Origin of the sequence: Maribacter sp. 1_2014MBL_MicDiv (genome assembly GCF_001865655.1) — a bacterium.
GTDB lineage: Bacteria > Bacteroidota > Bacteroidia > Flavobacteriales > Flavobacteriaceae > Maribacter > Maribacter dokdonensis.
The window spans coordinates 2,134,584-2,161,151 of record NZ_CP011318.1 but is presented as its reverse complement, the minus strand read 5'-3'; the positions used below and the strand labels follow the sequence as shown (position 1 = coordinate 2,161,151).

The window sequence follows — 26,568 nt, the reverse complement described above, 5'->3', positions numbered from 1 at the left end:
CAGCGTCTAAACTATTAAAAAATGAAGAAAAAATTATTTGTTACCCTTTGCATTTTGGGTTGTTATATAGGGTATGGTCAATACACATCAATCCCAGACTCAAACTTTGAGCTTGCCCTAATTTCTTTGGGGATAGATTCAGAAGGAGCACCAGTAGATGGGCGAATACTAACAACTGATATTATTAGCATTACAAATCTGGACATATCTAATTCCAGCATTATTGATTTAAGCGGACTAGAATTTTTCTCTTCTCTAGAGATTTTAAATGTAAGTGGAAATAATTTAGATAAACTTGAACTACAAAATACCAGCTTAACAGAAATTAGAGCCAACAATTGCAATTTAGCCGGAAAATCAATTAGATTTCAGAATAATCCTCCTTCCGGTTCATTTTTAGTAAACGTTACTGCGCTTTTTCTTGAAAACAATAATTTTGGTAATGCCGGATCAGCCATAAGTTTTGGAGGTATACCCAACGTTGAACATTTATACTTAAGAGGAAATAGCTTTGGCACTTTGTTATTGGGTGAAACAAACAAAATTAAGACCTTAAGTCTTGAAGAAAATTCAAATTTGACTTCGATAACAAGCTTAGAGACTCTAACAGAACTTATAACCTTAGACATCACCAATTGTTCTTTAAACATCCTGGATATAACCCAAAACACCAACCTAACCAATTTAAGGGTAGGTGGAAATCCACTAACAACTTTGAATCTTCAGAACAACATACTTTTAAACTCCTTTGTAATTGAAGGAACTCTGATAACACAATTAGACCTCTCTCAAAACAGCAATTTGGATGTAGTGGCAATTAACAATAGTCTAATTTCCAACATTGATTTGAGCAACAACCCAAATTTAGTATTTGTAAATGTATATTCTAATGATAACCTTTCTTTTTTAAATCTAAATAATAATAATAATGGCATATTAACTACCCTATACGCTACGTCTAATCCTAATTTGAACTGTTTACAAGTAGATAATGTTTCAGATGCTGAAAACAAAGCAGATTGGCAAAAAGACAATAACGCATCTTATTCTACAAATTGTAACGCCTTAAATAAAATTGTTTCCTTTTCAATATCACCTGAACAAACATTAGATCTTGAAGGAAATTACGTTATAACAGCTGGTACTAATGAAATTTATTTAAACTATAATTTAGAAGATGAAAATGGTAATGAACTCCCCCCTAGTTCACTTGCTACATACAATTTTGAATTCAGCACTTTGGAACACCCAATCAATAATACGGCTACGGGAGGTAATACTACAACCAACGAAATCGATTTTGAACTAATTACCGATAGACAAGTAAACGCTACAACAACTATAGGAGGACAAGACGGCTCTGAAATAATTGATATTAGTGGAGATGGAATTTTTGAAGGTGATGAATATTTCCTTATCGAAATAAGTAGTACGGATACCAACATTACTTTAAAAAATTCAGTAGATGGTATTGTTCAATTGCCTGTACGCATAATAGATAATGAAATAACTAATGTAAATTTAGAAATAGTCAACAACGGTATTGAAGGAAGCCAAGATGTAAGGTTACGTATAGTTTCAAGTTTAGAAAACCATACGGGTGCTGATATGCCTTTTAATATTACACTACAAAATGGTAGCGCTACCAACGGTACCGATTTTGAATTAGAAAACACTACTATTCAATTACCAAATGGTGCATCTTCAATTGAATTCGATATTTCTGTTTTAACCGATGAATTTAATCTTGAAGGTACAGAAGACTTTATTGCAACCGTGTCCTATGCAGGTGATATTGACCCAAATCGTATTCAAATTCAGAATACTACTGTTATGCCTACCATAGAGGATGCTGATACTACTTTTACTGTAATTAGCTCATTAGGTGGAGATATCATTGTAAATGGAAGTGATTACGAAATAACTGAAGGAAATACTTTTACCCTAAATTTCGAAGCAAATAGCTCGGCTCCAGATGGAACTCAATATACTCCAATAATAGATTTTTCTTTAAACGGGAATTCTAACGTAACAGACTTTAGATTCAATGGAAACGAAACTACCATACCAAATAGTCCATTTACAGTGAGTGCTATAAATCCTGATGGCAGTATATCTGTAACGGCGTTTGATGATGGTGAAATGGAAGGTGATGAAACCTATACGATTACCATTTCATCACCGGACTCTTCATTGTTTACCATCGATGGACTTACAAGTTTTGAAGTGACCATAAAGGATAATATCTCGAGTGAGCCTCCGTCATTGACATTAGACACTAAAGTGCTTGGTGCTACTAGCCTTGGGTATGATTTAGATGGTGACTTCCCTGTTGAACTTTTTGAAATTGTTGAAGGATCTAGTTTGGAAATAACCCTAAATGATTTCTCTTCCGAAGGTGCCAATGGTTTTCCTTTTAGCTTGCCTTGGAGTGTTTCTGGTATTACAGAGGACAATATTCAATTAGTTGACGGTGATGGGAACAATTTACCCTTTAGTAACCAAGAACTGAATTTTACAGTAGATACATCCAATGAGTTTGAAATTCAAATTAATATTGCGCTAAATGATAACGAAATCTTTGAGTCAAACAAAGAATTTACAATACAATTCAAAGAAAATGGTTTTGATGAATCTTTAATCTCTATTCAAAACGCTTCAAATCCCTCTGCTCCATATAGAATGCGTTTTACTATAGTTGAAAATGATACTGAAGGTCAAATTATTACCTCATTGACAAGCACTGGAGGTAGAGAAAACAGCGGAATTACAGATAAGTATGAAATAGCTTTAAAATATCCTAATGAATCCTATTATAAGAACACTACAGGAGCTGATATTATTATCCCTATTGATTTCGATAATACCGATAATCAATTAACAAACCCAATAGATTTTAATGATATCAGTCCAAATCCTCTACCACAAAGCTTTATTATTAAACCCAATGACTCAACAGCAATAATAGAGCTTACCTATCTTGAGGAAATAGATGTAAATGATTTGGAGCCCAATTACTTTAATTTAATTCTTTTACCCGTTACATCGCCTTTGGACCTAGTACATCCTCAAGATACTTTTTTAATAAAGGTATTGGATGAAAACAGCCCATTTGATATAATAACAGACTTTACTGGAAATGTACAAAGACGTGATTTTGGTGGCGAAGAATGTTGCTATTTCTATCAAGTAGAAGAAGGGGAGGATATACTATTCAGCTTTGATGCAGAAAAGGGAGTGCAAGACGCTCTTCCATATCTATTAAACATTGAAATCCTTAATGCGGAATTCTCATCCAATTCAAGTACACGTGCTAACTACGGCGATGGCAGTTTTACCTTAAACACAAATACTTTAGAAAATATTCCCAGATCTGTAAAGATTGACCAAATCGACAATTTTTTAAACATGCGTATTGAACAAGGTGACTACAGTAGCCCCAAGAGTTTTAGAATAACCTTTGGTCCACCTGATAACTCAAATTATGAATACGTAGGACCCAAAGACAGAGATTCTTCGAATGAAACGGTAGGTTTTGATTTTGAAATTATTGATGCAATTCCAGCGAGTATTGAAGCCACGAAAGCCACCTTGAATGAGGAAGATCCTAGCGATTTTGCTGAAGTGAAAATAAAATTAAATACTCTAGAAAATACAAACCAAGAAGATATTAGTTTCAGCTTTATTTTAACTGAAAATTCTACTGCCACTTTTGGTGTTGATTATAGAATAGAATCTAATAATGACTTTGAGATTTTAGAGGAAAACATCCCCACAAAGTCTAAAAAAGGAGTAATCTATTTAGATGCCAATTCTAGTCCTGCTGAAGCAGTCTTTAGAATTATTCCTATAAATGAACCATTAGGAGAGGAAGAACCTGAAGGCACAGAAACGGTAATCATTGAACTCCTTGATGGATTTGGTTATTCTATAGACAATAGCAATAGCTTTGTAGAAATTGATATAACCGATGAAGACGTTGGTGATTATGATGTTAGTCTTAATGTTCCAAATGAAACTTTGTATGAAGATAGTACCCGAAGCCCAAATTCCGGTGTTTTTGAAATACAGCTTTTCTCAAATGATAGTTCTGCTAGTGCCACTAAAGATATAAAAGTATTTTTTGAAATAATAAATGAACAGGATTTCGCGATAGAGGGTGATGATTTTAGAATATATGATGGGATTGGAAATGACAAAACAGACATTACCAATAATCTGAATAAATATGTTACAATAAAAAATAATGAAAGTATCGGATATATATTTATTGAGGTCGTTACAGATGATGGAGAAATAGAACCTAATGAAACAGTGACTATAAATTTAAAAACGGGAATTGGCTATAATTTAAATCTAGAAAATTACACATTATCCGGCTCAATAAATATAATCAGCAAAGAACAAAACACTGAAAATCTAATTTCAAGCGACTTAAGTGCCTTTGTCTATAGTGCCACATGCCCAGAGGTCAGCGAGGGGAAAATTGCCATGATAAACAATTCCCCATTTGATTTTAATGTCGAATTATTTAATAATTCACAAGAGTTTGGTTCAGCAGATTTACAAAATGGAATTGTTACCCCTTTAGTTTTATTCGAAGATCTTGAAGCTGGTAATTATACAGTAAAACTTCAAGCCAAAGGAAGGGATGATATTTATCCACCTTCCTTTAATTTGACAATAAGAGAGAATTTAGACAATAATCAACTTTTATCTTCTATTATTAATTCAGAAAAAAAGGAAGTAAGCCTTAAAGTTTCCGGAAGTAAATTTTATGAAGTCCTAATAAATAATAAAAGCTATCAACGTCGATTTAAAAATGATGGACCTAATGAATTTAACCTTCCTTTGCAAATAGGAAAAAATTCAATCCAAATTACAGGAGAAACTCAATGCCAAGGTATAATCAATCATGAGATTTTCTTTAACAATTTAAAGATTTTTCCAAATCCGACAAGTAGCGTTGTCCAATTTGATGGATTATCAAGCGCAAATAATATTAAATTCATCTTTTACAATACCTCCGGTAAAGTTGTTGCTACTTCCGAGAGATTAAATCAAAAGTCCTCAAATTGGGAAGTGAATTTGGAATCATTATCCGATGGAACCTACTTCTGTAAGATTATTTCCGGGGACAAAGTTATCAACACCCTTAAATTGATTAAAAATTAATGTTATGAAAACTAGATACTCTTCCATTCTCGTTATACTAACTCTATTTTTTGTCTCCTGTGAGGGTGAATTTATTCCTAAGAATAATTCTATTGCCCTAATTGAACCAGATGGTTTATGTCAAGGAGGGATTTCTACTACAAACAATCGATTAGAAATACCGTTTTCTTGGTCCATAGACAGTGAGACGGGTTTCAAAGAGTTTAGCATACAATTGATAAGGGAAGATGATAATTCAACTTCCAATTATAATGTAAGTGGTTTAAAACTGGACACGATAATTACCTTAGAAAGGGGTAAAAATTATCAATGGTCAATTATTGGGAGGCTAAACTCTGGTGAAGAAATCCCCACTAACCAAATAAGTTTTTACAGTGAATCAGAACCTATCCTTGATATTTTACCATTACCATCTCAAATATTAATAGCCAATAGAACAGATTCATTTTTAATCACTTGGAATAATGATAATGAAGATATAGACAATCTAAGTTACAAAGTTTGGTTGAGTGATAAAATTGAATCTGAAACAGCTATTGAAGATGTTACCCAATTAAACTACACACAGCTTGGGGCTACTCGATTTGACACAGACATTAAAGAAGAAATTATTTTAAAAAGTAGCTTGTCAACAGGAGATTATATTGTAAGGATAGAAACTATCAAAACGGAAAATGGGATTTCAAATAGTGTTGATACATATTCAAAATTATCAAATTAATGGCTTGTACATGAAATTAGGAATACTTAACAAAAAAATGGTATTTTATTTTGTTATTTTTCTACTTTTTACGACTTATAATTTTGGGCAAGCTGAACTTAACAACAGTATTTTATTCAACGCCAAAAATCTCTTCCCCCTAAAACTCCAATACAACAACAAGCAGGTAAAAAAACAAACAGATAAAAACAATGCCGTCTACACAGATTTAATATACAAAACCGACATAAGTTGGGACACCATACCGGTATATTTAAATGCGCGTGGCAATTTTAGAAGGGCAAATTGTTATTTTCCGCCATTGAAAATGAACATCAAAAAATCATTTTCAAACAACACCCCATTTGAAGGTCATAAAAAACTTAAAATAGTTCTGCCATGTCTACTCCAATCTAGAGCAAATGATGATGTTTTAAAAGAATATTTAGCCTATAAAATTTATGAGTTAGTTTCTGATACTCATTTTAAAACCCGTTTGGCCACTATTGAATATGAGGACACAAGAGGTGAGAAATCTGAGATACATCCGTTAGCGGCATTTATTCCCATAGAATTTCAACATTCAACATTATTTGAGGAAAAAGAAGCTTTTGCATCTAGAAAACCAAAAACATATCACTTAAAGGCGGTACTAATAGAAGATGATAAGATTGTTGCAAAACGACATGGCGCCCAAGTATTAAAACGTTTTGTTCACCCATTAAATCAAGCTGAAATAGCTTCAATTACAAATGCTTTTTTTCAGTTTATGATCGGCAACACAGATTTCTCTACAGCGTACCAACACAACCAAAAATTAATTTTCAAAGAAGGTAAGACCATACCTTTACCCTATGATTTTGATATGTCTGGCTTGGTAAATGCTAACTATGCTGTGGTCTCTAATATTCAAAATACTGAATTGGATATTTCAAATGTACAGCAACGTATGTACAGAGGCTTTAAAAGAGATGAAACATTATTTGAAGAAGTACGACAGTTATTTATAAACAAACGCCCAGTAATATATTATTTGATTGAAAGCCTTAAAATATATTTTGAAGACAAAAAAAGCCATAAGAAAGCTGAAGACTACATAAAAAGCTTTTATGCCATATTAGATAATGATTCTGAATTTAAGTCTCAAATTGTAAATGCAGCGAGATTAAAATAAAATGAATTACTTCAAATAAGACTTAAATTTCAATTTGGTATTTATCCACCTCACAAGATGTTTATAAAACTTTATAAAACCGGCACTAAATACGGTTACCGCAATGATAGGAGCAGATTTTATGACTATTCCTTTCTTAAACAAAACCAACGTAAACCATACTAGTAAAATAGCAAAAACAAACAACACCGCTTTTCTTGCGGTTCTATAACTAATTTTTAATCGTCTGCTTAGCCATATAAAATAAATACTTGCTAAAAGGCTAAAGAAAAACATCAGAAAAAATATCCAACCATTACCTACTTCAAACATAAAACTGTTGTTCAATATCATGGCTATTATGTTGGCATGTATTACCAAACCATACATGTCTGGTATACTTTTACCGGAAGTAATTTCATTCAATGGAGTAAAATGTTTATCCTCAACATCAAAAACATTACCAGTTGGGGTACCTAAATAACCAACAAGAACTATTTTATTTTCTACTATGCTTTTATCCTTTAAAAGCATAAATTCATCAATTGAAAAACTTAGGAATTTCTCTAGATTTCCCTTATAATTAATTACACTACTATTTTTTAGTTTCTTGTCAATGTTTAAATTTTTCCATTCATGGTTATTCAAATACTTCTTGGCAATTTGTAAAGAGAATGATTTATAGATTTTGTTGTGCTGCTTTATTTCGCTGTCAAACTCTCTAATTACCGAATTTTGATTATTAAGATTAAAATTCACAAATCCAATATCATTACTTCCACTGAAAAAAGAATGATTCGAAATAAATTCTTCTTTATCAATCACGAAAGAATTTACAACCCTTTTATTATCCAGGTAGCTAGCCAGTAAACTATCTTCGGCCGTCTTTCTGAACTCCTTTAAAACTACATCAAATCCAACTACTTTAGGCTTTGCTTTCAATACTTCCTTTAACATTAGACCAATTTCATTTCTGGTCTTATGCTCTATGTTGATCAATAAAATATTAGGTTCAATGTTGGGATCAGCATTTAAACGTTCAGAATAATACACATCTAAAAAACTAAAATCTTGTAAGGCTTTAGTTATAGGGTTAAAAAAGGTAATATTCAAAAACAAAAGAGACAACAAATAGCAAACAACTAAAGATAGTATCGTATTTATCAACCCATCACGGAATAATACCCACTTCCCTAATTTCTTTTTCTTCTTTTTATTTTTTGCCATTTGTAAATCAATATCAGTTTTCGCAAAATTTATAGTCCAAACAAATAGCTGTTTTTATATCCTCATCAGAAAAACCCAATAACTTTAAAGCTATGGTAAGGGTTTCCATTTCCTCTTTTAATACAAGGTATACGGCTTTATCCAACAATTCAAAACTATTAAACTTAACTTCTTTAAAATTAGGATATGGTTCTTTAGTAACCGCCCATTTATATTTATGCCCATTTTCTAAAATAAAATGATCTCTATATAAATGAATTTCATTACCAGTAAGACCTATTTTAAAGATATGCTTGGTTAACTGATCTTCTAAATGGAAAAATACTTTAGTGCTATCGGTATTATTCTTCCACATAAATTTAATATCCGGGAGATAATATTTTACGCTATCAATAGGGGATAATAGTTTTATGCTGCGGTCTTCCCTGTACACAACGCCTGGTCTTTGTCTTGTTTTTTGTTGGTTGGTAAACTGTTTCCAAACATAGGAAAAGTACTTTTTTGTAAAAGAATCTATATTTTCTTTTTTTCTATATTCTACTATTGAACTGTATTCATATTCCTTAGGTTCTTTTAGCTCAAATAATTCACCTAATTCATCAACTAAATAAACGGTGTCTTTGTTATGCAGTTTTAACACATCAGAATCATCAAAAACACTACCTCTTAAAACCGGATCGTTTATGTTAAAAACAGGTCTTCCCATTTTTTTAAAAACAAAATAATTCTTTTGGGCAAAACCGTAGTTAAAGCCCAAAACAAATAAAATAATACAACCTACTAATCGTGAAAAAAATAACCTTGCCATTTAAATCTTTTATATAAATAATGTGCCAATTTTCTATAATACCCTATTAAACCCATACTAAATACCACAACCGCAGTTATAGTAGTAATTTTAAATAAAATTCCATTTTTAAAAAAATATAATGATAGCCAAACAAAGAAAATTGTAAACAGAAGTTGAACCAAATTCAACCTTAATACATAGCTGGCTAACTGCTTCTTTCCTAAATAAATAAAGTATGCTAATGAAAAAAATGTCAATACTATGGTTAGTAATCCCAAAAACCAATTTGGTACTACTTTAATATAATTACCATCTATTAGCATTTGAACAATATTTGCATGTATGACCAAACCAAATGTGTCTGGAGGAGATTTACCTACAAACTTGGGATTCATTGGAGTATAATGTTTATCCTCAATATCATATTTGTATGCCATCTCATTTCCTAAATACCCTACCAAAACAATTTTGTCCTTTATAAAAGGAATTGCTTCTTTTCCAAGAAGATCCCTACTTTCCAATATTAAAAACTCATCCCTTCTTCCTGTGTATTGAATAGGAATTTCTTTTTCAAGAAAAATTTCGTTATTACAATACCAACTCTCTCCCATATAGTTTTTCGCTATCATAACAGGGAAGGAAGTCAAAGTTTTATTTTCTAATTTCCGAACACCTTGAAAATTTCTAATAACTATTGTCTCTTTGTTAAAGTTAAAGTTTGCATACCCCTTATTATCATCAATTTTATGAAGTGTGCAATCTGTATTTACTTCATTTGACCCAATAATAGAATAGGCAAATACCAAAGTTTCATCCTTTAACTTACCCGCTAAATAATTATCCCATATAGGATCCTTTTTATCCTTAAAAATGATATCAATACCAATGATTTTTGGTTGAAACTGTTGTAATTTATCTAAAACCTCGGCAATCTCTTTTCTGTTTAATCTATCTATATTAACTAGAATAATATCCTGGTTTATATGAAAATCATTATCATCTAATTTTTCCGCATGATACAGATCTAAATAACTAAAATCCTTAAAAGCGTTTTTAAAAGGACTAAAGAAACTAAGATTAAGACCAATCAACAATACAACACCTAGAATTAGGAAAGAAAAAAGCATACAGAAAAAAGCTTCTTTCATTAACAAAAAACTTATTCCACCACGTAAATTTCGTATTACAGACTTTATCAAATTGTAAGGATTAGATGTTTGTTTCGATTTACATGTTGCTTAAGAACAAAGAAAATTCTTTTGTTACGACCACCATTTTTTGCCCTTCTAAATTGATGAAACCAACATTTTTAAATTCTTTGTCAATTAACAAATTCAATCGACCATTATTACTTTTTAATAAAACCTGGTGCGTAGGCTCAAAGTCTTTTGTATTTGTGACTGCCGTCCAATTATAAGAAGTATCATTTAATAATTGTTTTATTAAATCATCTCTTTTAGAATTGGTTAGTGTATCTTGAATAATTAATTTATTTGAATACTCATTTGTAGTGCCTTCTAATAAATGCTTCTTAATCTTAAACCTTATCACTTCTTGTACACTAGATAAAATTTCATAATTCTTCTCTCCTAAAAATGCCAAAACATACTTATCCTCTATTATTTCTTTTTGTACCGGACTTTTCTTCACAGTATTCTGGCAATTACAGGATATAATTGCTAACAGTGTTAAAAGTAGAATTCGGAGCTTCAACATAGTTAGGATCTTTTTATGTCCAATATCATCATTGCCATTGAACCTTTATCAAATTCAGCCTTAAAACCCATATTTTCTTCATTAAGCTCTATATTCTCTTTATCAATTAGTTCATCATCAAAAATAACATAGAGTTTATCCATTAGTTCCCCATCCATCGTCTCCAATTGTCTTTTAATATCCGGTAAGTCAATTTTTTCCAAAGAAAAAATAACAATCGTAAAATCTGATTCAACTTCTTTATTTAAACGAAAAAATTGTCTCTTACCTGATTTCGCCAAGGGTGGTATAATTACCTCTTCTTTATCAGAATTTATATAAGAGCTAATTGAATCGTTTTGAGGGAAAAGCAATGAACCCTCATTGTCAGAATCCCAACCTAAAACATATACATATGCCGGCTGATCAATTTTTGTATTAATCCTATAACGGGTATTTGTAGGGTAGCTTACTTTAGTTGCATAATCTCCAATACTTTCTTCATCTTCTTCAACCACTACATCTTGAAAACCAAACACTGAACCTTCATATGTTCCTTTTCCTTTGGTTATTTCCATAGGACTGCCATCTTGTAAAAATAACTCCAATTCCCCTGCTAACATTTTTTTCTCTTCAGGTTTTGAAAGAAATGGTATCATTTCAAAAGCGTACCGCGTATAATTTGGAAAATCCCTATATCTAATCCACATATAACCATTGTTACCCCAAGAAGGCCCCCAACTATTTATCACTTCAAACGACCCACCGTACTTGTCATCATCAAAACCTACAACACACATAGCGTGACCACCGTCCGAACCTAAATTATCAGGTTCGAATACTGTTTTTGCACTATAAAATGATTCTTCTACTTTAAAACCAATTACTACGGGATTCCCATTTATTAAAGAACGTTTTACATTATCTACTTTTTCTTCAGCGGGTTCATCAGATCCAAATAACCTAGCGAAATCTTTTATTTTATGTTCTTCTGCCAATTTTAAAAGATCATTAGATATTTCTGTTTCGCACATCACATTAAAATCTTTATAATAAGGCACGCCCTTATTTACCATGGTTTCCATTGCTTTCCCAATAAAAGCACCACCTTGGCAATTGTAATCACCCTCAACATTTGCATTTAAATACGTAAAAACAGGAGAAAAAGCATTTTTGTTTATTTCTACCGTATCTAGTTCATTATTTAATCTTGATTCAATAATTGTTCTACCATAATAAGCACTTGCCCAACCCACACAAGTACCATAACCGCCTTGATTCTTTATGGTTGGTGCAAATTGTTTGATGGATGCGTTTGTAGTTTCCGTAACTACATCTTGAAAAGCCACATTTTGTGCCTTAATGGGAGTTTTCATATAAGCTTCATCATCGAAAAGTAAACCTGTTCTCGGTTTTTCTTGACCTATTGCAACAAAGCCAACTAATAGCGCAATAAAAATAAGTGTTCTCATATCATAAATGTAAATGTGTTCAATCAACAATTTAACATTTTATATGCAAACCTAACATACCTAATACTAGGTATTTACAACAGAAGCGATCCTTAAGTTCAAAAACAAACAAAATACCTTAGAAATTTATCTTTTAAAATCAATTTCTCTATCGGTCTATCAATGTTTCATTAACCTCTTTCCTTAAAAAATACCCCGTAACTATAGTTGCAAGTACATCTGCAATGGGGAAGGAAATCCAAACACCTAGTTCGTCTAGAAAATTTGGTAGGATCAGTATTAAGGGAATAAAGAAGAACCCTTGTCGGCATAAGGTCAATAACAATGCCGGCACAGCTTTACCTATGGCTTGAAAGTATGCCGCACCAATAAGTTGTAAGGCAATAATGGGTGTAGCGGCAAATACCCATCGCATGGCAGAAGGGGTATTCTCCAAAACAAATGCATTGGTTGCCAATTCCAATTCGCTCATATTTGGTTTATGGCTTAAAAAGAGTCCGGCTATTTCAGCAGGAAAAATCATGAGTCCGGCGAAGACAATTGTTGCCAATATTGCCGCATATTTTATAGCGGTGTATATAGATTCTTTTACCCTATCGTACTTTTCAGCACCATAATTAAACCCTGCAATGGGCAAAAAACCTTGTGTGACACCGAATACCGGAAAAAAGGCGAACATTAACATTCTACCGATTATAGCATATACCGCTACCATTGCCTCACCTCCCAAATCAAAAAGAATATTATTCATCAATAGATAAATTACGCTCACTACAGCCTGTCGAGAAAGGGTCACCATCCCAAGTGAGCTTATTTCCTTGATTATTGAAAACTTGATGCGTACATATTTTGGACTCAGTTTTAATTCTGAATTATGGGACAGAAAAAAATAAACGATGTATAGAAAACATAGCAAGTAACTTATGGTTGTGGCCCAAGCGGCCCCTTCCATACCGTAATCCATCACGTTAATAAGCAAATAATCCAAAATCAAATTCCCAATTGACGGAATTATCATGGCGACCATGGCAAATTTGGGTTTGCCTTCCGATCGGATCACATTATTGCCCATCATATTAAGACCCAAGAAAGGGACACCATACAGTACAATAACATAATAGATTTTAGCCAACTCAAAAATAGAGCCCTTACCGCCAAATGCAGGGATTAGGGTATCAACAAAAGTAAGCCCTACGGCAACCATTGTTGTGGTGATCAAAATGGTAAATGAAATTTGATTACCAAAAGTGCGTAATGCCTTCTCTTTATTTCCTGCACCTAAGGCCCTTGAAATAATACTGGCACCGCCAATACCAATGGCCATACCTAAAGCTCCTATAAAAAAAGAAATGGGTAAAACTACGTTTATAGCTGCAATAGCAATGGACCCTATCCAATTACCAACGAAGATAGAATCTACTAGAACATTGAGTGACATTACCAAAATACCGATACTGGCAGGCAATGCTTGTTTTATAAGCAAACTAGATATTGATTCCGTTCCTAATTGTTCTGCGGAAACGTTTGCCATTGCATTGAGTTTTAACTTTTAATTTTTCATTCTTAGAAGAAATAATGGCGCTACACTACTGATGCTTGGTTCTTAACAATGGAATCTGCTATATGATCCCACAAATTAATGCGCTCTTTTAATGCCTTTTCAGAACATTCTAATACTTCGTGCCATTTGGCTTCATTATCACCACACAATTCTTGAATCATTTTTAAAGAAAGCGGACCGTGTTCATCCCCATCCAATTCTATATGCCTTCTAAGATAGTATTCTAATTTAGGGTATGCATTATTACCAGCCTGATCTACAATTTTCAAGAACATATCAGGTATTAAATCTTCCCTACCAAAAGTAAATGCAGCTGCAATTTTATGAGGTTCTTGCGTTTGTATCGTTTTAAAAGTAAATGACAAAAATGATTGTACGCCATCATTTAAATTGGCATTACCAATTGTTGCTAAAACCGTATCAAGCGAATCAATTTTACTTAGGAAATCAGTTATTTTACTAGTATCCGCACCTACTTCTACCATAGCATCCAAGTACATTTCATAGTGACTTTTTAATGCTCCCAATTCGTTTACGTCTGTTTCTTCTTCTAAAACAATCTCATTAATAAACCGAGCGGTATTTGTATACTTTACCGGTTTCCACGGTAATGTTGTGCAGGTAAGGTTAATTTGTAACGCTTTCAAGAGCGACATAAAATCCCATACGGCATATACATGGCTTTCCATGAATATTTGGATATCCTCAACAGACTTTAATTTGTTATAAAGGACATGATTTCTTAATTGCTCTCTTAAAGGCTCTAATATGATTTCTATTTCTTCGATTTTCATAGCGGTGATTTTCTTAGAGTTATTAAAATTTATGTGCTTGGAGCAACATCTAACTTATTGGTCTCTTCCCAATCATTGACCCATTTGGCCATGACCTTTACCCAAGCATCATTATCGTTCATACAAGGTATATGTTTGTAGTCCGCTCCACCAGCTTCCAAAAACTGTTCTTTGCCTTCCATGGCTATTTCTTCTAAGGTTTCAAGACAATCGCTCACGAAAGCGGGAGTAATAACAGCCAATTTCTTTTTGCCTTCTTTCGCCAATCGTTCAAACTCATAATCGGTATAAGGCTTTAGCCATGGGTCACCCGCCAAACGCGACTGAAAAGAAGTACTCACTTGTTCTTCTTGTAACCCTAAATATTCCTTGACCATTTTGGTTGTGTCATAAACTTGGTGTCTATAACAGGTATTATGAGCTACGGAATTAACATTACAACATGTACCGTCTATTTTACAGTGAAAACTGGTTGGATCGTTCTTACGGATATGACGTTCTGGAATACCGTGGTAAGAGAATAAAACGTGGTCGTAATCAAAGCCTTCCAGTCCGTCTTTAATACTTTCCGATAACACCTTGATAAACTCCGGATGTTTATAGAATGCAGGCAAGGTAGTTATTTTCATTCCAGGAAATGAAGCTTCTTGCTCTTCAAGTACCTTTACCACTACCGTTTCAAAACTAGACATGGCATAATGAGGGTAAAGTGGTACTAAAAGCACATCATCCACACCTTTATCCTTTAATTCTTGCATGGCGTTTTTAATGGTCATGGTGCCATAGCGCATACCCAAGGCAACTGGCATTTTGGTCTCTGTCTTTAATTTATTGGTAAATCGTTCAGAGATTACAATTAAAGGAGAACCTTCTTCCCACCAAATTTTAGCATAGGCCTCAGCAGATTTTTTTGGTCTGGTCTGTAAAATAATTCCCCTTACCAAAATTGTTCTTAGCCATTTGGGCGCATCTATTACGCGCTCATCCATTAAAAATTCATCTAAATAAGGCTTAACATCTTTTGGGGTAGGACTATCAGGCGAACCTAAATTAACCAATAAAACTCCTTTCATAGCGTATGTGTTTATTTTTCAAATGCAAAAATAACACTTGAACATAGATGATATTTTAATTTTTGACAATAGTTTTTCTATAGTTCCATAAAGCAAACTAATAACAGGCCAATAAATTTTTAGTGTTATTTTGTTTTAGTAAGTTGTAGAGCATAGAGATCTATAACCCATTATATATGAATACTTTTTTTGATACGGTACCAAAAAGTGCACTTTACTTCTTTATAGCTTCTACCCTTGGCGTTCTAATTGCCTATTGGGTCATTTCCTTTTTCATCAAAAAATATGGTAAAGACCCTAAATATCTATTACCCAACGGAGCATTCAAAAAAATTAGTGGACCCATTTTCTTGATCATATTCTCGATTTGGTTGCGATCGGAGTCCATTCGAACCTTATTACAATTAGAAGAGCATGATTATTGGTTTAAGAAAACAAGTACTATTCTCTTTATTGCATCTTTAACCTGGTTGTTGCTTAATTTATTAAAGATTATAAAAACTGTAATTGTCAGTAACTATGATGTTCATGTAGAAAATAATTTGAAAGCCCGAAAAATCTACACACAGTTCAACATACTGGAACGTATATTTATTTTTACCATCATTATATTGGCCATTGGCGCAGTTCTTATGAGCTTTGAAAGTATACGTGAGCTGGGTGTCAGTATTTTTGCCTCTGCAGGTGTTGCTGGTATTATTATAGGTTTTTCAGCACAAAAAATGATAGGTACCGTGTTAGCTGGTATTCAAATTGCCATTGCGCAACCCATAAAAATTGATGATGTGGTCATTGTAGAAGGTGAATGGGGGCGTATTGAGGAAATAACATTGACCTATGTCGTAGTAAAAATTTGGGATAAGCGAAGGTTGATCGTACCCACCACGTATTTTATTGAAAAACCATTTCAAAACTGGACCAAAACCTCATCTGATATTTTAGGAACCGTTTTTCTTTATACCGACTATACTGTACCTTTTGATGCCTTGCGTGAAGAACTGACCAAGATTTTAAAAAGTACAGATTTATGGGACAAAGAGGTTAATGTACTTCAAGTAACCGATAGCAAACAAAATTGTGTAGAAATAAGAGCCCTTATGAGCGCTAAGGACTCTCCCACTGCTTGGGATCTACGTGTTCATGTGCGTGAAAAGCTCATTACTTTTTTACAGAAAAATTATCCTGAGAGTATAGCCAAGAACAGGGTTTTGCTGGAAAAATCTACGGATGAAAATAACAATTCATAATTTAGCTTAATGAAACATATATTCTTGATTCTTTTTCTTTGTGGGTGCATTTCAGTTCAAGCCCAACAAATCACCTGCTCCCCAAAAGACAGCACTGCTGTAGAAAGCAAACTAGTTGAAATCGACAGAATGTATCAGGGTGATTTTGGCGCCACCATGGTCAGCGTTGGTAAAACATTTATGAAAACCCCATATGTTGCCAAAACCTTAGAAATTGGCGATACAGAAACTTTAGTAGTAAATTTACAAGGGTTGGACTGCACCACATTTGTTGAGAATGTGCTTGCTTTTTCCCTTCTGCTCCGTCAGCAAGAAATGTCCTTTGACGCTTATTTAAAAAATCTTGAAATTATACGATATAAAGATGGTGCTTTAGACGGATACGCCTCTCGCCTTCATTATTTCTCTGAGTGGATTGCCAACAATGCGGAAAAAGGACTTCTTAAAGATATTACCGGTGAAATTGGTGGCGCAGCAATCACGAAGGATATCAATTTTATGAGTACACACCGAGATTTATATCCCTTCTTGGCAGATGATGTTAATTTCTCAAAAATTAAAGCTTCAGAGAACTATTTAAATAATCAGGCTATTTGTGTACTGGTCCAAGGTGATATTGCAGCCAACGAACATTTAATACAAACCGGTGATATTATTGCTTTAGCAACTTCCATTAACGGTTTAGATGTAACCCATACGGGTATTGCCACCAGAGAAAAAGATGGTAGAATTCACTTACTGCATGCATCAACCGGATCTATGGAGGTTGAAGTATCAAAAAAACCGCTGGCAGATTATTTAAAAGGCATTAAAAGCAATACGGGTATTATGGTGGCAAGACCTCTTTAAACAGTACCACCCGCCAAGGCCAACAAGTATTTTTTAGGTGTTGTATTATACTTTTTCTTAAATGCCGCAATAAAGTGACTAGAAGTACTATACCCAACCCTTAACCCTATTTCATTGACATTATACTGACCGGTTTCCAATAACCGCTTTGCATAATCCATCTTATGATCAAATAAAAAGCTGTATACAGAATCGCCGTAAATTTGTTTAAAACCTTCTTTCAAGCGTTTTAAACTCAGGCCTACTTCACTTGACAGTTCTGCCAATGTTGGTGGTTCGGCCATATTTGCCAAAATAATTTCTTTAGCTTTCTTGATTTTCTTTACGTTCTCCTCATCTGCCAAATACGGGCATTGTTCAATATCGGCATTCGGACTTCTATTAAAGTACAAGGCAATCAATTCATAAATCTTACCTTTTACGTACAACGATTTTATAGAAGGATGTAGATTATAATTCACGATCTGACTTAATATAACGGCAATGGACGGTGAAAAAGGTTCTTGTGCATAGTACTTTTTTTCTTTGTTATCTGCACTTAAAAACGGAATATAATCTGCCTCTGCCGTAAAGAGGGAGTGAAATTTTCGTAAGGTCATCACCACAGAAACCAATGAGGATTTTGGATTAAGGTCCAAATTTAAAGGAAGGTCTAATTGGGTGTTATACAACAGTAAAGAATTCTCTTCCTTAACATCTAGACTATAATTTCCTTGATTAAAATTATAGGCTCCGCTTCCCTTAAGACAGAAGTGAAACTGTATGAACCGCTTATTGATATCACGGGTATACTGTACCATCCTATCCTCCTCATTCTGAAACTTTAGCACATAGAATCCGTCTTCTATCAAAACCTCATCGTATGACCCTTGAGCGTTACTTTTATCTTCCATTTTTCAATTTCTATTTTTATTCTATTTAGAAAGCATCTAAATAAAACACCTACTATTCGCTGATAACACTATAAAATTATAGCTAATTAACTGATAAATGTCATTTTTTATCTAAAAATTCGGCAGACGACATTAATTGTACCTCTAGCGTTGTTTTTATTGAATTGATGACCATATTTTTGTACCCGCTTTATGAAGGACTATCACATTTCTAAACACAACTCCTTTTACACCATTGGTCTTAACTATAAGAAGGCCGATGCCGAGGCCCGTGGTAAATTTAGTTTAGACGAAATTGCCATTGGCAAATTACTTACTGAAGCTAAAAAGCAGGGTATAGATGGTTTATTGGCCACCTCTACGTGCAACCGAACCGAGTTACACGGTTTTGCCCAACACCCGTTTCAACTTATAAAATTATTATGTGACCACTCTAACGGAACCGTTGAAGCGTTTCAAGAAGTGGCATATGTCTACAAGAACAAAGAAGCGATCAATCACTTGTTTCGTGTAGGCACCGGTCTGGATAGCCAAATACTGGGTGATTTTGAAATCATTAGCCAACTAAAGCAAAGTTTTAAGCGATCTAAAGAATTTGGTATTGCCAATCCGTTCATTGAGCGTCTTTGCAATAGCATCATACAAGCCAGTAAACGTATTAAAAACGAAACTGAGATTTCTTCCGGAGCCACATCGGTAGCCTTCGCATCCGTACAATACATTATGCGTAACGTTGAAAATGTATCGGATAAGAACATCTTATTATTTGGTACTGGTAAGATTGGTCGCAATACGTGCGAGAATTTAATAAAGCACACCAAAAATTCACATATCACCCTTATCAATAGAACCAAAGGTAAAGCTGAACAAATTGCAGGGAAGTTCAACCTTATGGTAAAAGATTATGGCGATTTACAATCGGAAATAAGAAAATCGGATATTCTAGTGGTTGCCACAGGTGCTCAAAAACCAACGATTACCAAAGAATTGATCTATACCAATAAACCTTTGTTGATATTAGATTTGTCCGTTCCTAAAAATGTTGACGCAAGCGTTTCAGATATGGACAACGTAACCGTAATCCATTTAGATCATTTATCTCAAATGACAGATGAAACCTTGGAACGTAGAAAACAATACATTCCAGATGCAGAAGCTATAAATGAAGAAGTAAAGCATGATTTCAACCAGTGGTTAGAAACCAGAAAATTTGCTCCTGTTATTAAAGCTTTAAAAAAGAAATTGAAGACCATTAAAGATGAGGAGCTTGACTATCAATCTAAAAAAACGGTAGATTTCAATTCGCACCAGGCAGATGTGGTCACCAATCGCATCATTCAAAAAATAACCAAACAATTTGCAAATCATCTTAAAGATGACTCGGTAGATTCCAATTCAAGTTTAGAATTTATCCAAAAAGTTTTTCAATTAGAATTGGACGAGAAATGAGTAAAGTAATACGATTAGGCACACGCGATAGCGAGTTAGCGCTATGGCAGGCAAATACCGTAAAAGATCAACTACAAGCATTAGGCCATACTGTAAAATTAGTTCCTGTAAAATCTACGGGAGATTTAATTTTAGATAAGCCCTTGTACGAATTAGGTGTCACCGGGGTATTCACCAAAACATTGGATGTTGCCATGATCAATGGGGATATTGATATTGCCGTACACTCCATGAAAGATGTACCCACTGCCCTGCCGCAAGGGATTGTAAAGGCCGCTGTTTTAAAACGTGGCAATTACATGGATATCATGGCATTTAAGGACAATGAAGAGTTTTTGGGAGCACGTGATGCCGTTATTGCTACCGGTAGTTTACGTAGACAGGCACAATGGCTCAACAGATACCCAACACACACTGTTGTAGATCTAAGAGGCAATGTAAACAGCCGTTTGGAAAAGTTGTACAATAATGAATGGAACGGTGCCATTTTTGCCGCTGCAGGCTTGGAACGTATTGGTTTAGAACCGGAGAATACCATTGGTCTTACCTGGATGTTGCCCGCACCTGCCCAAGGAGCTATTATGGTGGTGGCTATGGAGGACAATGAAGAAGTTCGAGAAGCATGTGCACAACTGAACCATGAGGAAACCGATACCTGCGTTACCTTGGAAAGACAATTTCTTAGGGAACTGGAAGGTGGTTGTAGCGCACCTATAGGGGCACTATCCTATATCAACAAAGAAAATATTGTAACGCTAAAAGGCGTATTGTTAAATGTTGATGGAAGTAAAAAATTAGAAACAGAGCTAACTGCACCACTGGGCAAACACCAAAATTTAGGTGTAGATTGTGCCAAGACCATTTTGGCCAGAGGTGGTAGACGTTTAATGACAGAATTGGCAAGTGCCGGAACCGAGGTAAACATTTTTTCTACAAAGAAACTTACACCTCAACAGCAACTTAGCCTTAATATTTCTGTAAATGCGGATTCAGATGATTTCATAAAAATCAATTTTAATCGTATTTCTCCAATTGTTCTTAAAAAGGAGCACAAGAATGTAGTCTTCACCAGCAAAAATGCGGTTGAAGCAGTATTGGCAAGTAGAGATGTGTCCGAATTAAATTTTGAAAATATCTATTGTGTAGGTAGAAAAACAAGACGATTTATAAAAAATAAGTTTGGCAAAATAACGCATTACGAAAACAATGCGAAAGACCTGGCCAATCACTTAGTGGAATTTATTGATGGTACAGAAGTAACCTATTTTCACGGAAATCTTAGCTTGGAAGAATTGCCTGTTATTTTAGAGGAAAACAATATTACGGTAAATGCCATTGAAGCATATAGAACAAAATTATCCGGTAAGTCCATACCAGAATCCGTAAAAGGCATCATGTTCTTTAGTCCGTCTAACGTTGAAAGTTATCTTCAAGAAAATTCGGCAGATAAAATTGCGTATTGCATAGGCGAAACCACTGCAAAAGCGGCCTGGGAACATTTTACTGAAGTTAAAGTTGCCAAAATACCAACGGTAGAAAGTGTTATTGAAATGGTGAATGAGGATTATGAAGATTAGCCAAGGGCTGTTGGCTAAAAAATTAAAAATTAACGTCTTTGCAAGCATAGCGAAGCAATCTGTTTCTTAGGAATACCAACAAACAGATTGCTTCGGAGCAAAAAGGCTCCTCGCAATGACGAACAACATAAACTATGAGCTTAAAAAACGACCTATTTTTAAAAGCATTAAAAGGTGAGACTGTAGATAGACCACCAGTGTGGATGATGCGCCAAGCGGGTAGATATTTACCTGAGTTTATGGCAATCAAGGAAAAATATGATTTCTTCACAAGATGTCAGACTCCTGAATTGGCATCTGAAATTACGGTACAACCTATTCGTAGATATGGTATGGATGCCGCTATTCTTTTTAGTGACATTTTAGTGATACCACAGGCCATGAACATTCATGTGGAGATGAAACCGAATTTTGGTCCGTATTTACCGAATCCTATTCGTAATCAGAAAGATTTGGATAGCGTCATTGTTCCAGATGTTCACGAAACCTTAGGGTATGTAATGGAAGCTATAAAAGCTACCAAAGAAAAGCTGAACAATGAAGTTCCCTTAATCGGTTTTGCAGGTTCTCCTTGGACTATTTTATGCTATTGCGTACAAGGTCAAGGCAGCAAAACGTTCGACAAGGCTAAAGAATTGTGTTTTACACAGCCCGTGGTTGCTCATGAATTGCTTCAAAAAATTACAGATACCACCATTGCCTATTTAAAGGCTAAAGTAGCTGCTGGTGTAAATGCAGTACAGGTATTTGATTCTTGGGGCGGCATGTTATCACCAACGGATTATCAAGAATTTTCTTGGCAGTACATTCAGCAGATTATAGATGCTTTAAAAGACGAAGCTCCGGTTATCGTATTTGGAAAAGGATGCTGGTTTGCTTTAGGTGATATGGCAAAATCAGGTGCTTCTGCATTGGGTGTGGACTGGACCTGTTCGGCAAGAAACGCACGTTATTTAAGTGGTGGCAAAATTACCCTTCAAGGAAATTTTGATCCCGCCAGATTGCTTTCTCCACCGGCAGAAATCAAGAAAATGGTTCACCAAATGATCAACGAATTTGGTAAGGACAGCTATGTAGTTAATTTAGGGCACGGTATTTTACCCAATGTTCCAGTAGAAAACGCAAAAGCCTTCATTGACGCCGTAAAAGAATATAAAGTAGGCTAATACGTACCGTATGGGGTATTTCAAAAATATTGGAAAGACCTACAAGAAATTTAAATTAGGCTTAACACCACAACAAACTTTGTTTTATGGGTTCTTTACCTATATTACTTTTGGGTTTATATTACTGTGCATACCCCTTTTACAAAAAACACCGATTAGTTGGGTAGATAATCTGTTTACGGCAGCTTCTGCCGTTTCCACCACAGGATTACTTACTATACCGTTAACAGAATCATATACTTTTTTAGGGCAGTTGGTCATAATGGTTTTATTCCAGTTGGGAGGTATTGGCTACTTGACATTTACCACCTTTGTAATATTGTCCACCACTAGAAAAATGACGCATTGGCATCAAAAAATTCTAAAGACAGAATTTACATTGCCCAATACTTTACATATAAGGGATTTCATAAAATCTGTCGCAATTTTTACAATGGTCATGGAAACTATTGGAGCAATACTGTACTTTGTTGCCTTTAAAGGTGCAGGGTTAAGTTTTTGGAATGCAGTATGGTCATCAATTTTTCACAGTATCAGTGCTTTTTGCACTGCTGGTTTTAGCTTAGACCCTAATGGTTTTACTTCGTACATAGATCATGGTCTTATCAATACAACTACAAGTTTACTTGCTATTAGTGGTTCAATGGGTTTTATAGTAGTTACGGACCTATATCTATTTTTAAAAAATAGAAAACATCAACTAAGTTTCACCACCAAAATTATTTTCTATGGTTTTATCCTTTTGTTGACCTTAGGTACCGTTTTACTCTATTTTACGGAACCAACACTTTTCTCTTTATCAGCAAAAGAACGGTTTATGGCTGCATTTTTCCAATCTATGAGTGCAATGACCACCGTTGGTTTTAACACAGTTGATTTTAGCGCTTTTTCGCCGGCAATTTTATTGATCATTATTTTTCTAATGTATGTTGGTGCTTCTCCATCGGGTACTGCGGGTGGAATAAAAATTACTACTTTATCCACTATTTTAGCTATTATGAAAAGTGGGTTACAAGGTAAAAAGACCGTTACGTTTATGCATAGGAAAATTCCTAGTGAACGCTTAAAGATTGCCATATCCACCTTCATTTTTTATACACTTCTATTGGTATTAGGTACATTGTTGGTATGCTATACCAACAATTTTAAATTTGAGAATATTCTTTTTGAGGTAGCTTCTGCATTGGGTACCGTAGGTCTAAGTACAGGGATTACAGGGGACTTGGACAATTTTGGTAAAATTATCCTATCTATATTAATGTTTATAGGACGCTTAGGAGTTTTGACTTTTGGATTAGCACTATGGTATAAAAAAAGTAAGAACAAATACAATGTTGTATCCGAAGAGGATTTGGCAATATAACCTTTAAATAAAGCATGGGTAACTTTACATTTCCTTTTTTCGAAATTAACCCTATATCTGAGCGAGATGGGTGGCGATTATGTGATTTTTGCTGTGCAAACGAAAATCACTTAAGCAGATTTTTCCCTAGTACACTTGCATCAAATTTAAATCCGACCCTGTCCAATCTCTTTGTTGAAAAGAAAGTCAGCGAGTTTATTAAAAACGAGGAATATCTATTCACCCTAAAAGAGCCTCAAAACCGTAAAATAATAGGGCTGATATATGTTAAAGCTATTGATCTTGCTAAAAATGAAGCAGAATTAGCCTACTGCATAGATTATAACCAAGCCAATAAAGGATACACCACTATTGCGGTAGAAACCATTTCTAAATGGGCTTTACAATTACCGAATATTAATACGTTACGGATTCTTGTACACAAAACGAATATTGGTAGTATTAGAGTCGCGGAAAAATGTGGTTATCTTTGGAAAGAAACCTTAAAAAAATCCTTTACCCCACCTAACGAAGAACCGTTAGATATGGAACTTTACGTTTTAGAAAATGAAAGATAAATTTTACGCATACATACAACAACTTCAAGATACGATAACCGCCAAATTAGAAGAAGTAGACGGTAAAGCTACTTTTCAAGAAGATATATGGAAACGTCCAGAAGGTGGCGGTGGTAGAACCCGTGTTATTGAAAATGGGGCAGTGTTTGAAAAAGGAGGCGTAAATATTTCTGGTGTTCATGGCGAATTGCCCGATAGTATGAAAGCGTATTTTAAAGTGAATGAAGGTAATTTCTTTGCATGCGGATTAAGCTTGGTCTTGCACCCAAAAAATCCTATGGTGCCTACCGTTCATGCCAATTGGCGTTATTTTGAATTGTATGATGAGCAAGGTGAAGTTGTAGATCAATGGTTTGGTGGTGGTCAGGATCTGACTCCGTATTACCTTTTTGATGAAGATGCCGTTCATTTTCACCAAGTGTGTAAAACAGCATGCGACAAACATCAGCCAACATTTTATGATACCTATAAAAAAAGGTGCGATGAGTATTTTTGGAACACCCATAGAAATGAGGCACGTGGACTAGGCGGTTTATTTTTCGACTATTGCAAAGCTACTTCAGAGATGAATATGCAACAGTGGTATGACTTTGTTACAGAAGTTGGTAACAGTTTCCTATCATGTTATATACCAATCGTTATAAAACGTAAAGACCTTGACTACACTAAGGAACAAAGAGATTGGCAAGAAATCAGAAGAGGAAGGTATGTAGAATTTAATCTAGTCCATGACAAAGGAACTTTATTCGGGTTAAAGACGAATGGAAGAATAGAAAGTATCTTAATGAGCTTGCCTCCACATGTACAATGGCGTTATGACCATCAGCCAGAAAAAGGCAGTGAAGAAGAACGTTTATTACATATTTTAAAAGCACCAAAAGCATGGGTTTAAGGGTACTGCTTTTTTTGGGTATATGTTGCTCAATTAGCTGGTGTACCGCTCAAAACTCTCACTACAAGGAAGACTTCCCTGATAAAATAACACTTCGACTGGCATTACAGACAACTTCCAATAGTTTTACGCTTAGAGATAAGATAACACGTAACAAAACGGAGTTTATACCCAATGACAAGAGCTATTTGGGCTTGTCCATTTTATTTCGGTTTTTAGAAGTTGATCTGGGTTATGCCCCCAATTTCCTTTCGGAGAATAAGGATAACGGAGACTCTAAATTGATCACCTTTAATATTAGAACATTCTTTGGGCAGTACATGCAGACCATAGATTACTACAAGCAAAAGGGGTTCTTTATACGCACACAAGATATTACCTTGCCCATAGATGACTTAAAGACCTTAAAAATAGGCGGAAGTTCTAGCTACATCTTTAATCCGGATTTTTCATTTAGAGCCATCGGTTTTCAGAACGAATGGCAAAAACAGAGCGTAGGTAGCTTTATTCCCAGCATAACGTATTACTATACCAAATTTAAATTGGAAGATCCGCTAATCGAGAATCAATTGGAAAAATCGTTCAAAATGGCTATTGGTCCCGGGTACTATTATAATTGGATATTTGACGAAAATTACCTGCTTTCTGCTGGTGCAACCGGTGGTTTAGGTTTCAATTATTCAAGTACGGACGGTGAGAACTCTTTTAACGGCTTGGCACAATTAGTTTTCAGAATGACGGGCGGATATAATTCCGAATCCTTCTTTGGCGGTGTAAATATCAATACGCAATTATTGAGTCATACTTCCGATGAGAATTTTATTTTGGACGATTCCATTAGTTTTTTAGAATTCTATGTAGGGTATAGATTTGATGCCCCTAAAAAATGGATCGCTAAAGCCGATGAGATAAGTCGTAAATTTGGTATAGAATGA

General features: G+C 34.6%; 21 protein-coding genes. 12 read left to right on the top strand and 9 right to left on the bottom strand.

Translation table 11 applies throughout. The features are described from left to right. Positions 1-21: 21 nt before the first annotated feature. From YQ22_RS09090 to YQ22_RS09080, 3 genes are read left to right on the top strand one after another with little or no spacing between them, the layout of a single operon-like run. Positions 22-5,175, top strand: a complete 5,154-nt coding sequence (locus tag YQ22_RS09090) for a Calx-beta domain-containing protein (RefSeq protein WP_071340941.1) — start codon at positions 22-24, stop codon at positions 5,173-5,175. A gap of 4 nt (positions 5,176-5,179) precedes the next feature. Continuing rightward, positions 5,180-5,896: a hypothetical protein gene (locus YQ22_RS09085; RefSeq protein WP_071340940.1), complete on the top strand. Its 717-nt coding sequence runs from the start codon at positions 5,180-5,182 to the stop codon at positions 5,894-5,896. 10 nt (positions 5,897-5,906) lie between these two features. Further along, positions 5,907-7,049 (top strand): hypothetical protein, encoded by a 1,143-nt coding sequence (locus tag YQ22_RS09080; RefSeq protein ID WP_232231380.1) that lies wholly within the window; start codon positions 5,907-5,909, stop codon positions 7,047-7,049. 6 nt (positions 7,050-7,055) lie between these two features. Here the strand turns inward: YQ22_RS09080 and YQ22_RS09075 are convergent, their stop codons facing one another. The 8 genes from YQ22_RS09075 to hemH all read right to left on the bottom strand — a co-directional run bounded on the left by YQ22_RS09075 (position 7,056) and on the right by hemH (position 15,640). Beyond that, positions 7,056-8,255: a CHASE2 domain-containing protein gene (locus YQ22_RS09075; RefSeq protein ID WP_071340939.1), complete on the bottom strand. Its 1,200-nt coding sequence runs from the start codon at positions 8,253-8,255 to the stop codon at positions 7,056-7,058. Between the two features lie 13 nt (positions 8,256-8,268). After that, a complete protein-coding gene (locus YQ22_RS09070; protein ID WP_071340938.1) occupies positions 8,269-9,063 on the bottom strand; it encodes a hypothetical protein in 795 nt (264 codons plus the stop codon). Beyond that, complete coding sequence (locus tag YQ22_RS09065) at positions 9,036-10,193, bottom strand: CHASE2 domain-containing protein (RefSeq protein WP_071340937.1); 1,158 nt, start codon at positions 10,191-10,193, stop codon at positions 9,036-9,038. Before YQ22_RS09065 ends, YQ22_RS09070 begins: the two co-directional genes overlap by 28 nt. Before the next feature lie 79 nt (positions 10,194-10,272). Next, positions 10,273-10,761 carry a hypothetical protein gene (locus YQ22_RS09060; protein ID WP_156894552.1) on the bottom strand — a complete coding sequence of 163 codons (489 nt, stop codon included), beginning with the start codon at positions 10,759-10,761 and terminating at the stop codon, positions 10,273-10,275. A 2-nt stretch (positions 10,762-10,763) separates the two neighbouring features. After that, positions 10,764-12,212, bottom strand: a complete 1,449-nt coding sequence (locus tag YQ22_RS09055; protein WP_156894551.1) for a C1 family peptidase — start codon at positions 12,210-12,212, stop codon at positions 10,764-10,766. Positions 12,213-12,360: 148 nt separating this feature from the next. After that, the gene (locus YQ22_RS09050; protein WP_071340934.1) at positions 12,361-13,743 is read right to left on the bottom strand and encodes an MATE family efflux transporter; all 1,383 of its coding nucleotides are present in this window, start codon (positions 13,741-13,743) and stop codon (positions 12,361-12,363) included. Between the two features lie 50 nt (positions 13,744-13,793). Next, entirely contained in the window at positions 13,794-14,567 is a 774-nt protein-coding gene (locus YQ22_RS09045; RefSeq protein WP_071340933.1) for a DUF3050 domain-containing protein, read from the bottom strand. Between the two features lie 29 nt (positions 14,568-14,596). Further along, on the bottom strand, positions 14,597-15,640 hold the full coding sequence (gene hemH / locus YQ22_RS09040) for a ferrochelatase (protein WP_071340932.1): 1,044 nt from the start codon (positions 15,638-15,640) through the stop codon (positions 14,597-14,599). Between the two features lie 176 nt (positions 15,641-15,816). On the opposite strand from hemH, the gene YQ22_RS09035 reads away from it, so the two are divergent. Next, a complete protein-coding gene (locus tag YQ22_RS09035; protein ID WP_071340931.1) occupies positions 15,817-16,887 on the top strand; it encodes a mechanosensitive ion channel family protein in 1,071 nt (356 codons plus the stop codon). Between the two features lie 9 nt (positions 16,888-16,896). After that, the gene (locus tag YQ22_RS09030; RefSeq protein ID WP_071340930.1) at positions 16,897-17,736 is read left to right on the top strand and encodes an N-acetylmuramoyl-L-alanine amidase-like domain-containing protein; all 840 of its coding nucleotides are present in this window, start codon (positions 16,897-16,899) and stop codon (positions 17,734-17,736) included. Here the strand turns inward: YQ22_RS09030 and YQ22_RS09025 are convergent. Then, on the bottom strand, positions 17,733-18,629 hold the full coding sequence (locus YQ22_RS09025; RefSeq protein WP_071340929.1) for a helix-turn-helix transcriptional regulator: 897 nt from the start codon (positions 18,627-18,629) through the stop codon (positions 17,733-17,735). The genes YQ22_RS09030 and YQ22_RS09025 overlap by 4 nt on opposite strands. Positions 18,630-18,821: 192 nt before the next feature. Between YQ22_RS09025 and hemA the strand changes: the two genes are divergently transcribed. From hemA to YQ22_RS08990, 7 genes are all read left to right on the top strand, one after another. Further along, positions 18,822-20,078, top strand: coding sequence for a glutamyl-tRNA reductase (hemA, locus tag YQ22_RS09020; protein WP_071340928.1), 1,257 nt, complete (start codon positions 18,822-18,824; stop codon positions 20,076-20,078). Beyond that, on the top strand, positions 20,075-21,655 hold the full coding sequence (gene hemC / locus YQ22_RS09015) for a hydroxymethylbilane synthase (protein WP_071340927.1): 1,581 nt from the start codon (positions 20,075-20,077) through the stop codon (positions 21,653-21,655). The genes hemA and hemC overlap by 4 nt, the downstream gene beginning before the upstream one ends. Before the next feature lie 134 nt (positions 21,656-21,789). After that, positions 21,790-22,821 carry a uroporphyrinogen decarboxylase gene (hemE, locus tag YQ22_RS09010; protein WP_071340926.1) on the top strand — a complete coding sequence of 344 codons (1,032 nt, stop codon included), beginning with the start codon at positions 21,790-21,792 and terminating at the stop codon, positions 22,819-22,821. Between the two features lie 10 nt (positions 22,822-22,831). Further along, entirely contained in the window at positions 22,832-24,184 is a 1,353-nt protein-coding gene (locus YQ22_RS09005) for a TrkH family potassium uptake protein (RefSeq protein WP_071340925.1), read from the top strand. A 14-nt stretch (positions 24,185-24,198) separates the two neighbouring features. Beyond that, a complete protein-coding gene (locus tag YQ22_RS09000; protein WP_071340924.1) occupies positions 24,199-24,741 on the top strand; it encodes a GNAT family N-acetyltransferase in 543 nt (180 codons plus the stop codon). After that, positions 24,731-25,633, top strand: coding sequence for an oxygen-dependent coproporphyrinogen oxidase (hemF, locus tag YQ22_RS08995; RefSeq protein WP_071340923.1), 903 nt, complete (start codon positions 24,731-24,733; stop codon positions 25,631-25,633). The genes YQ22_RS09000 and hemF overlap by 11 nt, the downstream gene beginning before the upstream one ends. Beyond that, a complete protein-coding gene (locus YQ22_RS08990) occupies positions 25,624-26,568 on the top strand; it encodes a DUF4421 family protein (protein ID WP_071340922.1) in 945 nt (314 codons plus the stop codon). The genes hemF and YQ22_RS08990 overlap by 10 nt, the downstream gene beginning before the upstream one ends.

Coding starts and splice junctions, on each gene's coding strand:
- YQ22_RS09000 (WP_071340924.1), top strand. CDS start 24,199: ATGGGTAACTTTACATTTCCTTTTTTCGAAATTAACCCTATATCTGAG.
- YQ22_RS09090 (WP_071340941.1), top strand. CDS start 22: ATGAAGAAAAAATTATTTGTTACCCTTTGCATTTTGGGTTGTTATATA.
- hemF (WP_071340923.1), top strand. CDS start 24,731: ATGAAAGATAAATTTTACGCATACATACAACAACTTCAAGATACGATA.
- hemC (WP_071340927.1), top strand. CDS start 20,075: ATGAGTAAAGTAATACGATTAGGCACACGCGATAGCGAGTTAGCGCTA.
- YQ22_RS08990 (WP_071340922.1), top strand. CDS start 25,624: ATGGGTTTAAGGGTACTGCTTTTTTTGGGTATATGTTGCTCAATTAGC.
- YQ22_RS09080 (WP_232231380.1), top strand. CDS start 5,907: ATGAAATTAGGAATACTTAACAAAAAAATGGTATTTTATTTTGTTATT.
- YQ22_RS09070 (WP_071340938.1), bottom strand. CDS start 9,063: ATGGCAAGGTTATTTTTTTCACGATTAGTAGGTTGTATTATTTTATTT.
- YQ22_RS09055 (WP_156894551.1), bottom strand. CDS start 12,212: ATGAGAACACTTATTTTTATTGCGCTATTAGTTGGCTTTGTTGCAATA.
- YQ22_RS09050 (WP_071340934.1), bottom strand. CDS start 13,743: ATGGCAAACGTTTCCGCAGAACAATTAGGAACGGAATCAATATCTAGT.
- YQ22_RS09075 (WP_071340939.1), bottom strand. CDS start 8,255: ATGGCAAAAAATAAAAAGAAGAAAAAGAAATTAGGGAAGTGGGTATTA.
- YQ22_RS09035 (WP_071340931.1), top strand. CDS start 15,817: ATGAATACTTTTTTTGATACGGTACCAAAAAGTGCACTTTACTTCTTT.
- YQ22_RS09045 (WP_071340933.1), bottom strand. CDS start 14,567: ATGAAAATCGAAGAAATAGAAATCATATTAGAGCCTTTAAGAGAGCAA.
- YQ22_RS09005 (WP_071340925.1), top strand. CDS start 22,832: ATGGGGTATTTCAAAAATATTGGAAAGACCTACAAGAAATTTAAATTA.
- hemE (WP_071340926.1), top strand. CDS start 21,790: ATGAGCTTAAAAAACGACCTATTTTTAAAAGCATTAAAAGGTGAGACT.
- YQ22_RS09060 (WP_156894552.1), bottom strand. CDS start 10,761: ATGTTGAAGCTCCGAATTCTACTTTTAACACTGTTAGCAATTATATCC.
- YQ22_RS09030 (WP_071340930.1), top strand. CDS start 16,897: ATGAAACATATATTCTTGATTCTTTTTCTTTGTGGGTGCATTTCAGTT.
- YQ22_RS09085 (WP_071340940.1), top strand. CDS start 5,180: ATGAAAACTAGATACTCTTCCATTCTCGTTATACTAACTCTATTTTTT.
- hemA (WP_071340928.1), top strand. CDS start 18,822: ATGAAGGACTATCACATTTCTAAACACAACTCCTTTTACACCATTGGT.
- YQ22_RS09025 (WP_071340929.1), bottom strand. CDS start 18,629: ATGGAAGATAAAAGTAACGCTCAAGGGTCATACGATGAGGTTTTGATA.
- YQ22_RS09065 (WP_071340937.1), bottom strand. CDS start 10,193: ATGAAAGAAGCTTTTTTCTGTATGCTTTTTTCTTTCCTAATTCTAGGT.
- hemH (WP_071340932.1), bottom strand. CDS start 15,640: ATGAAAGGAGTTTTATTGGTTAATTTAGGTTCGCCTGATAGTCCTACC.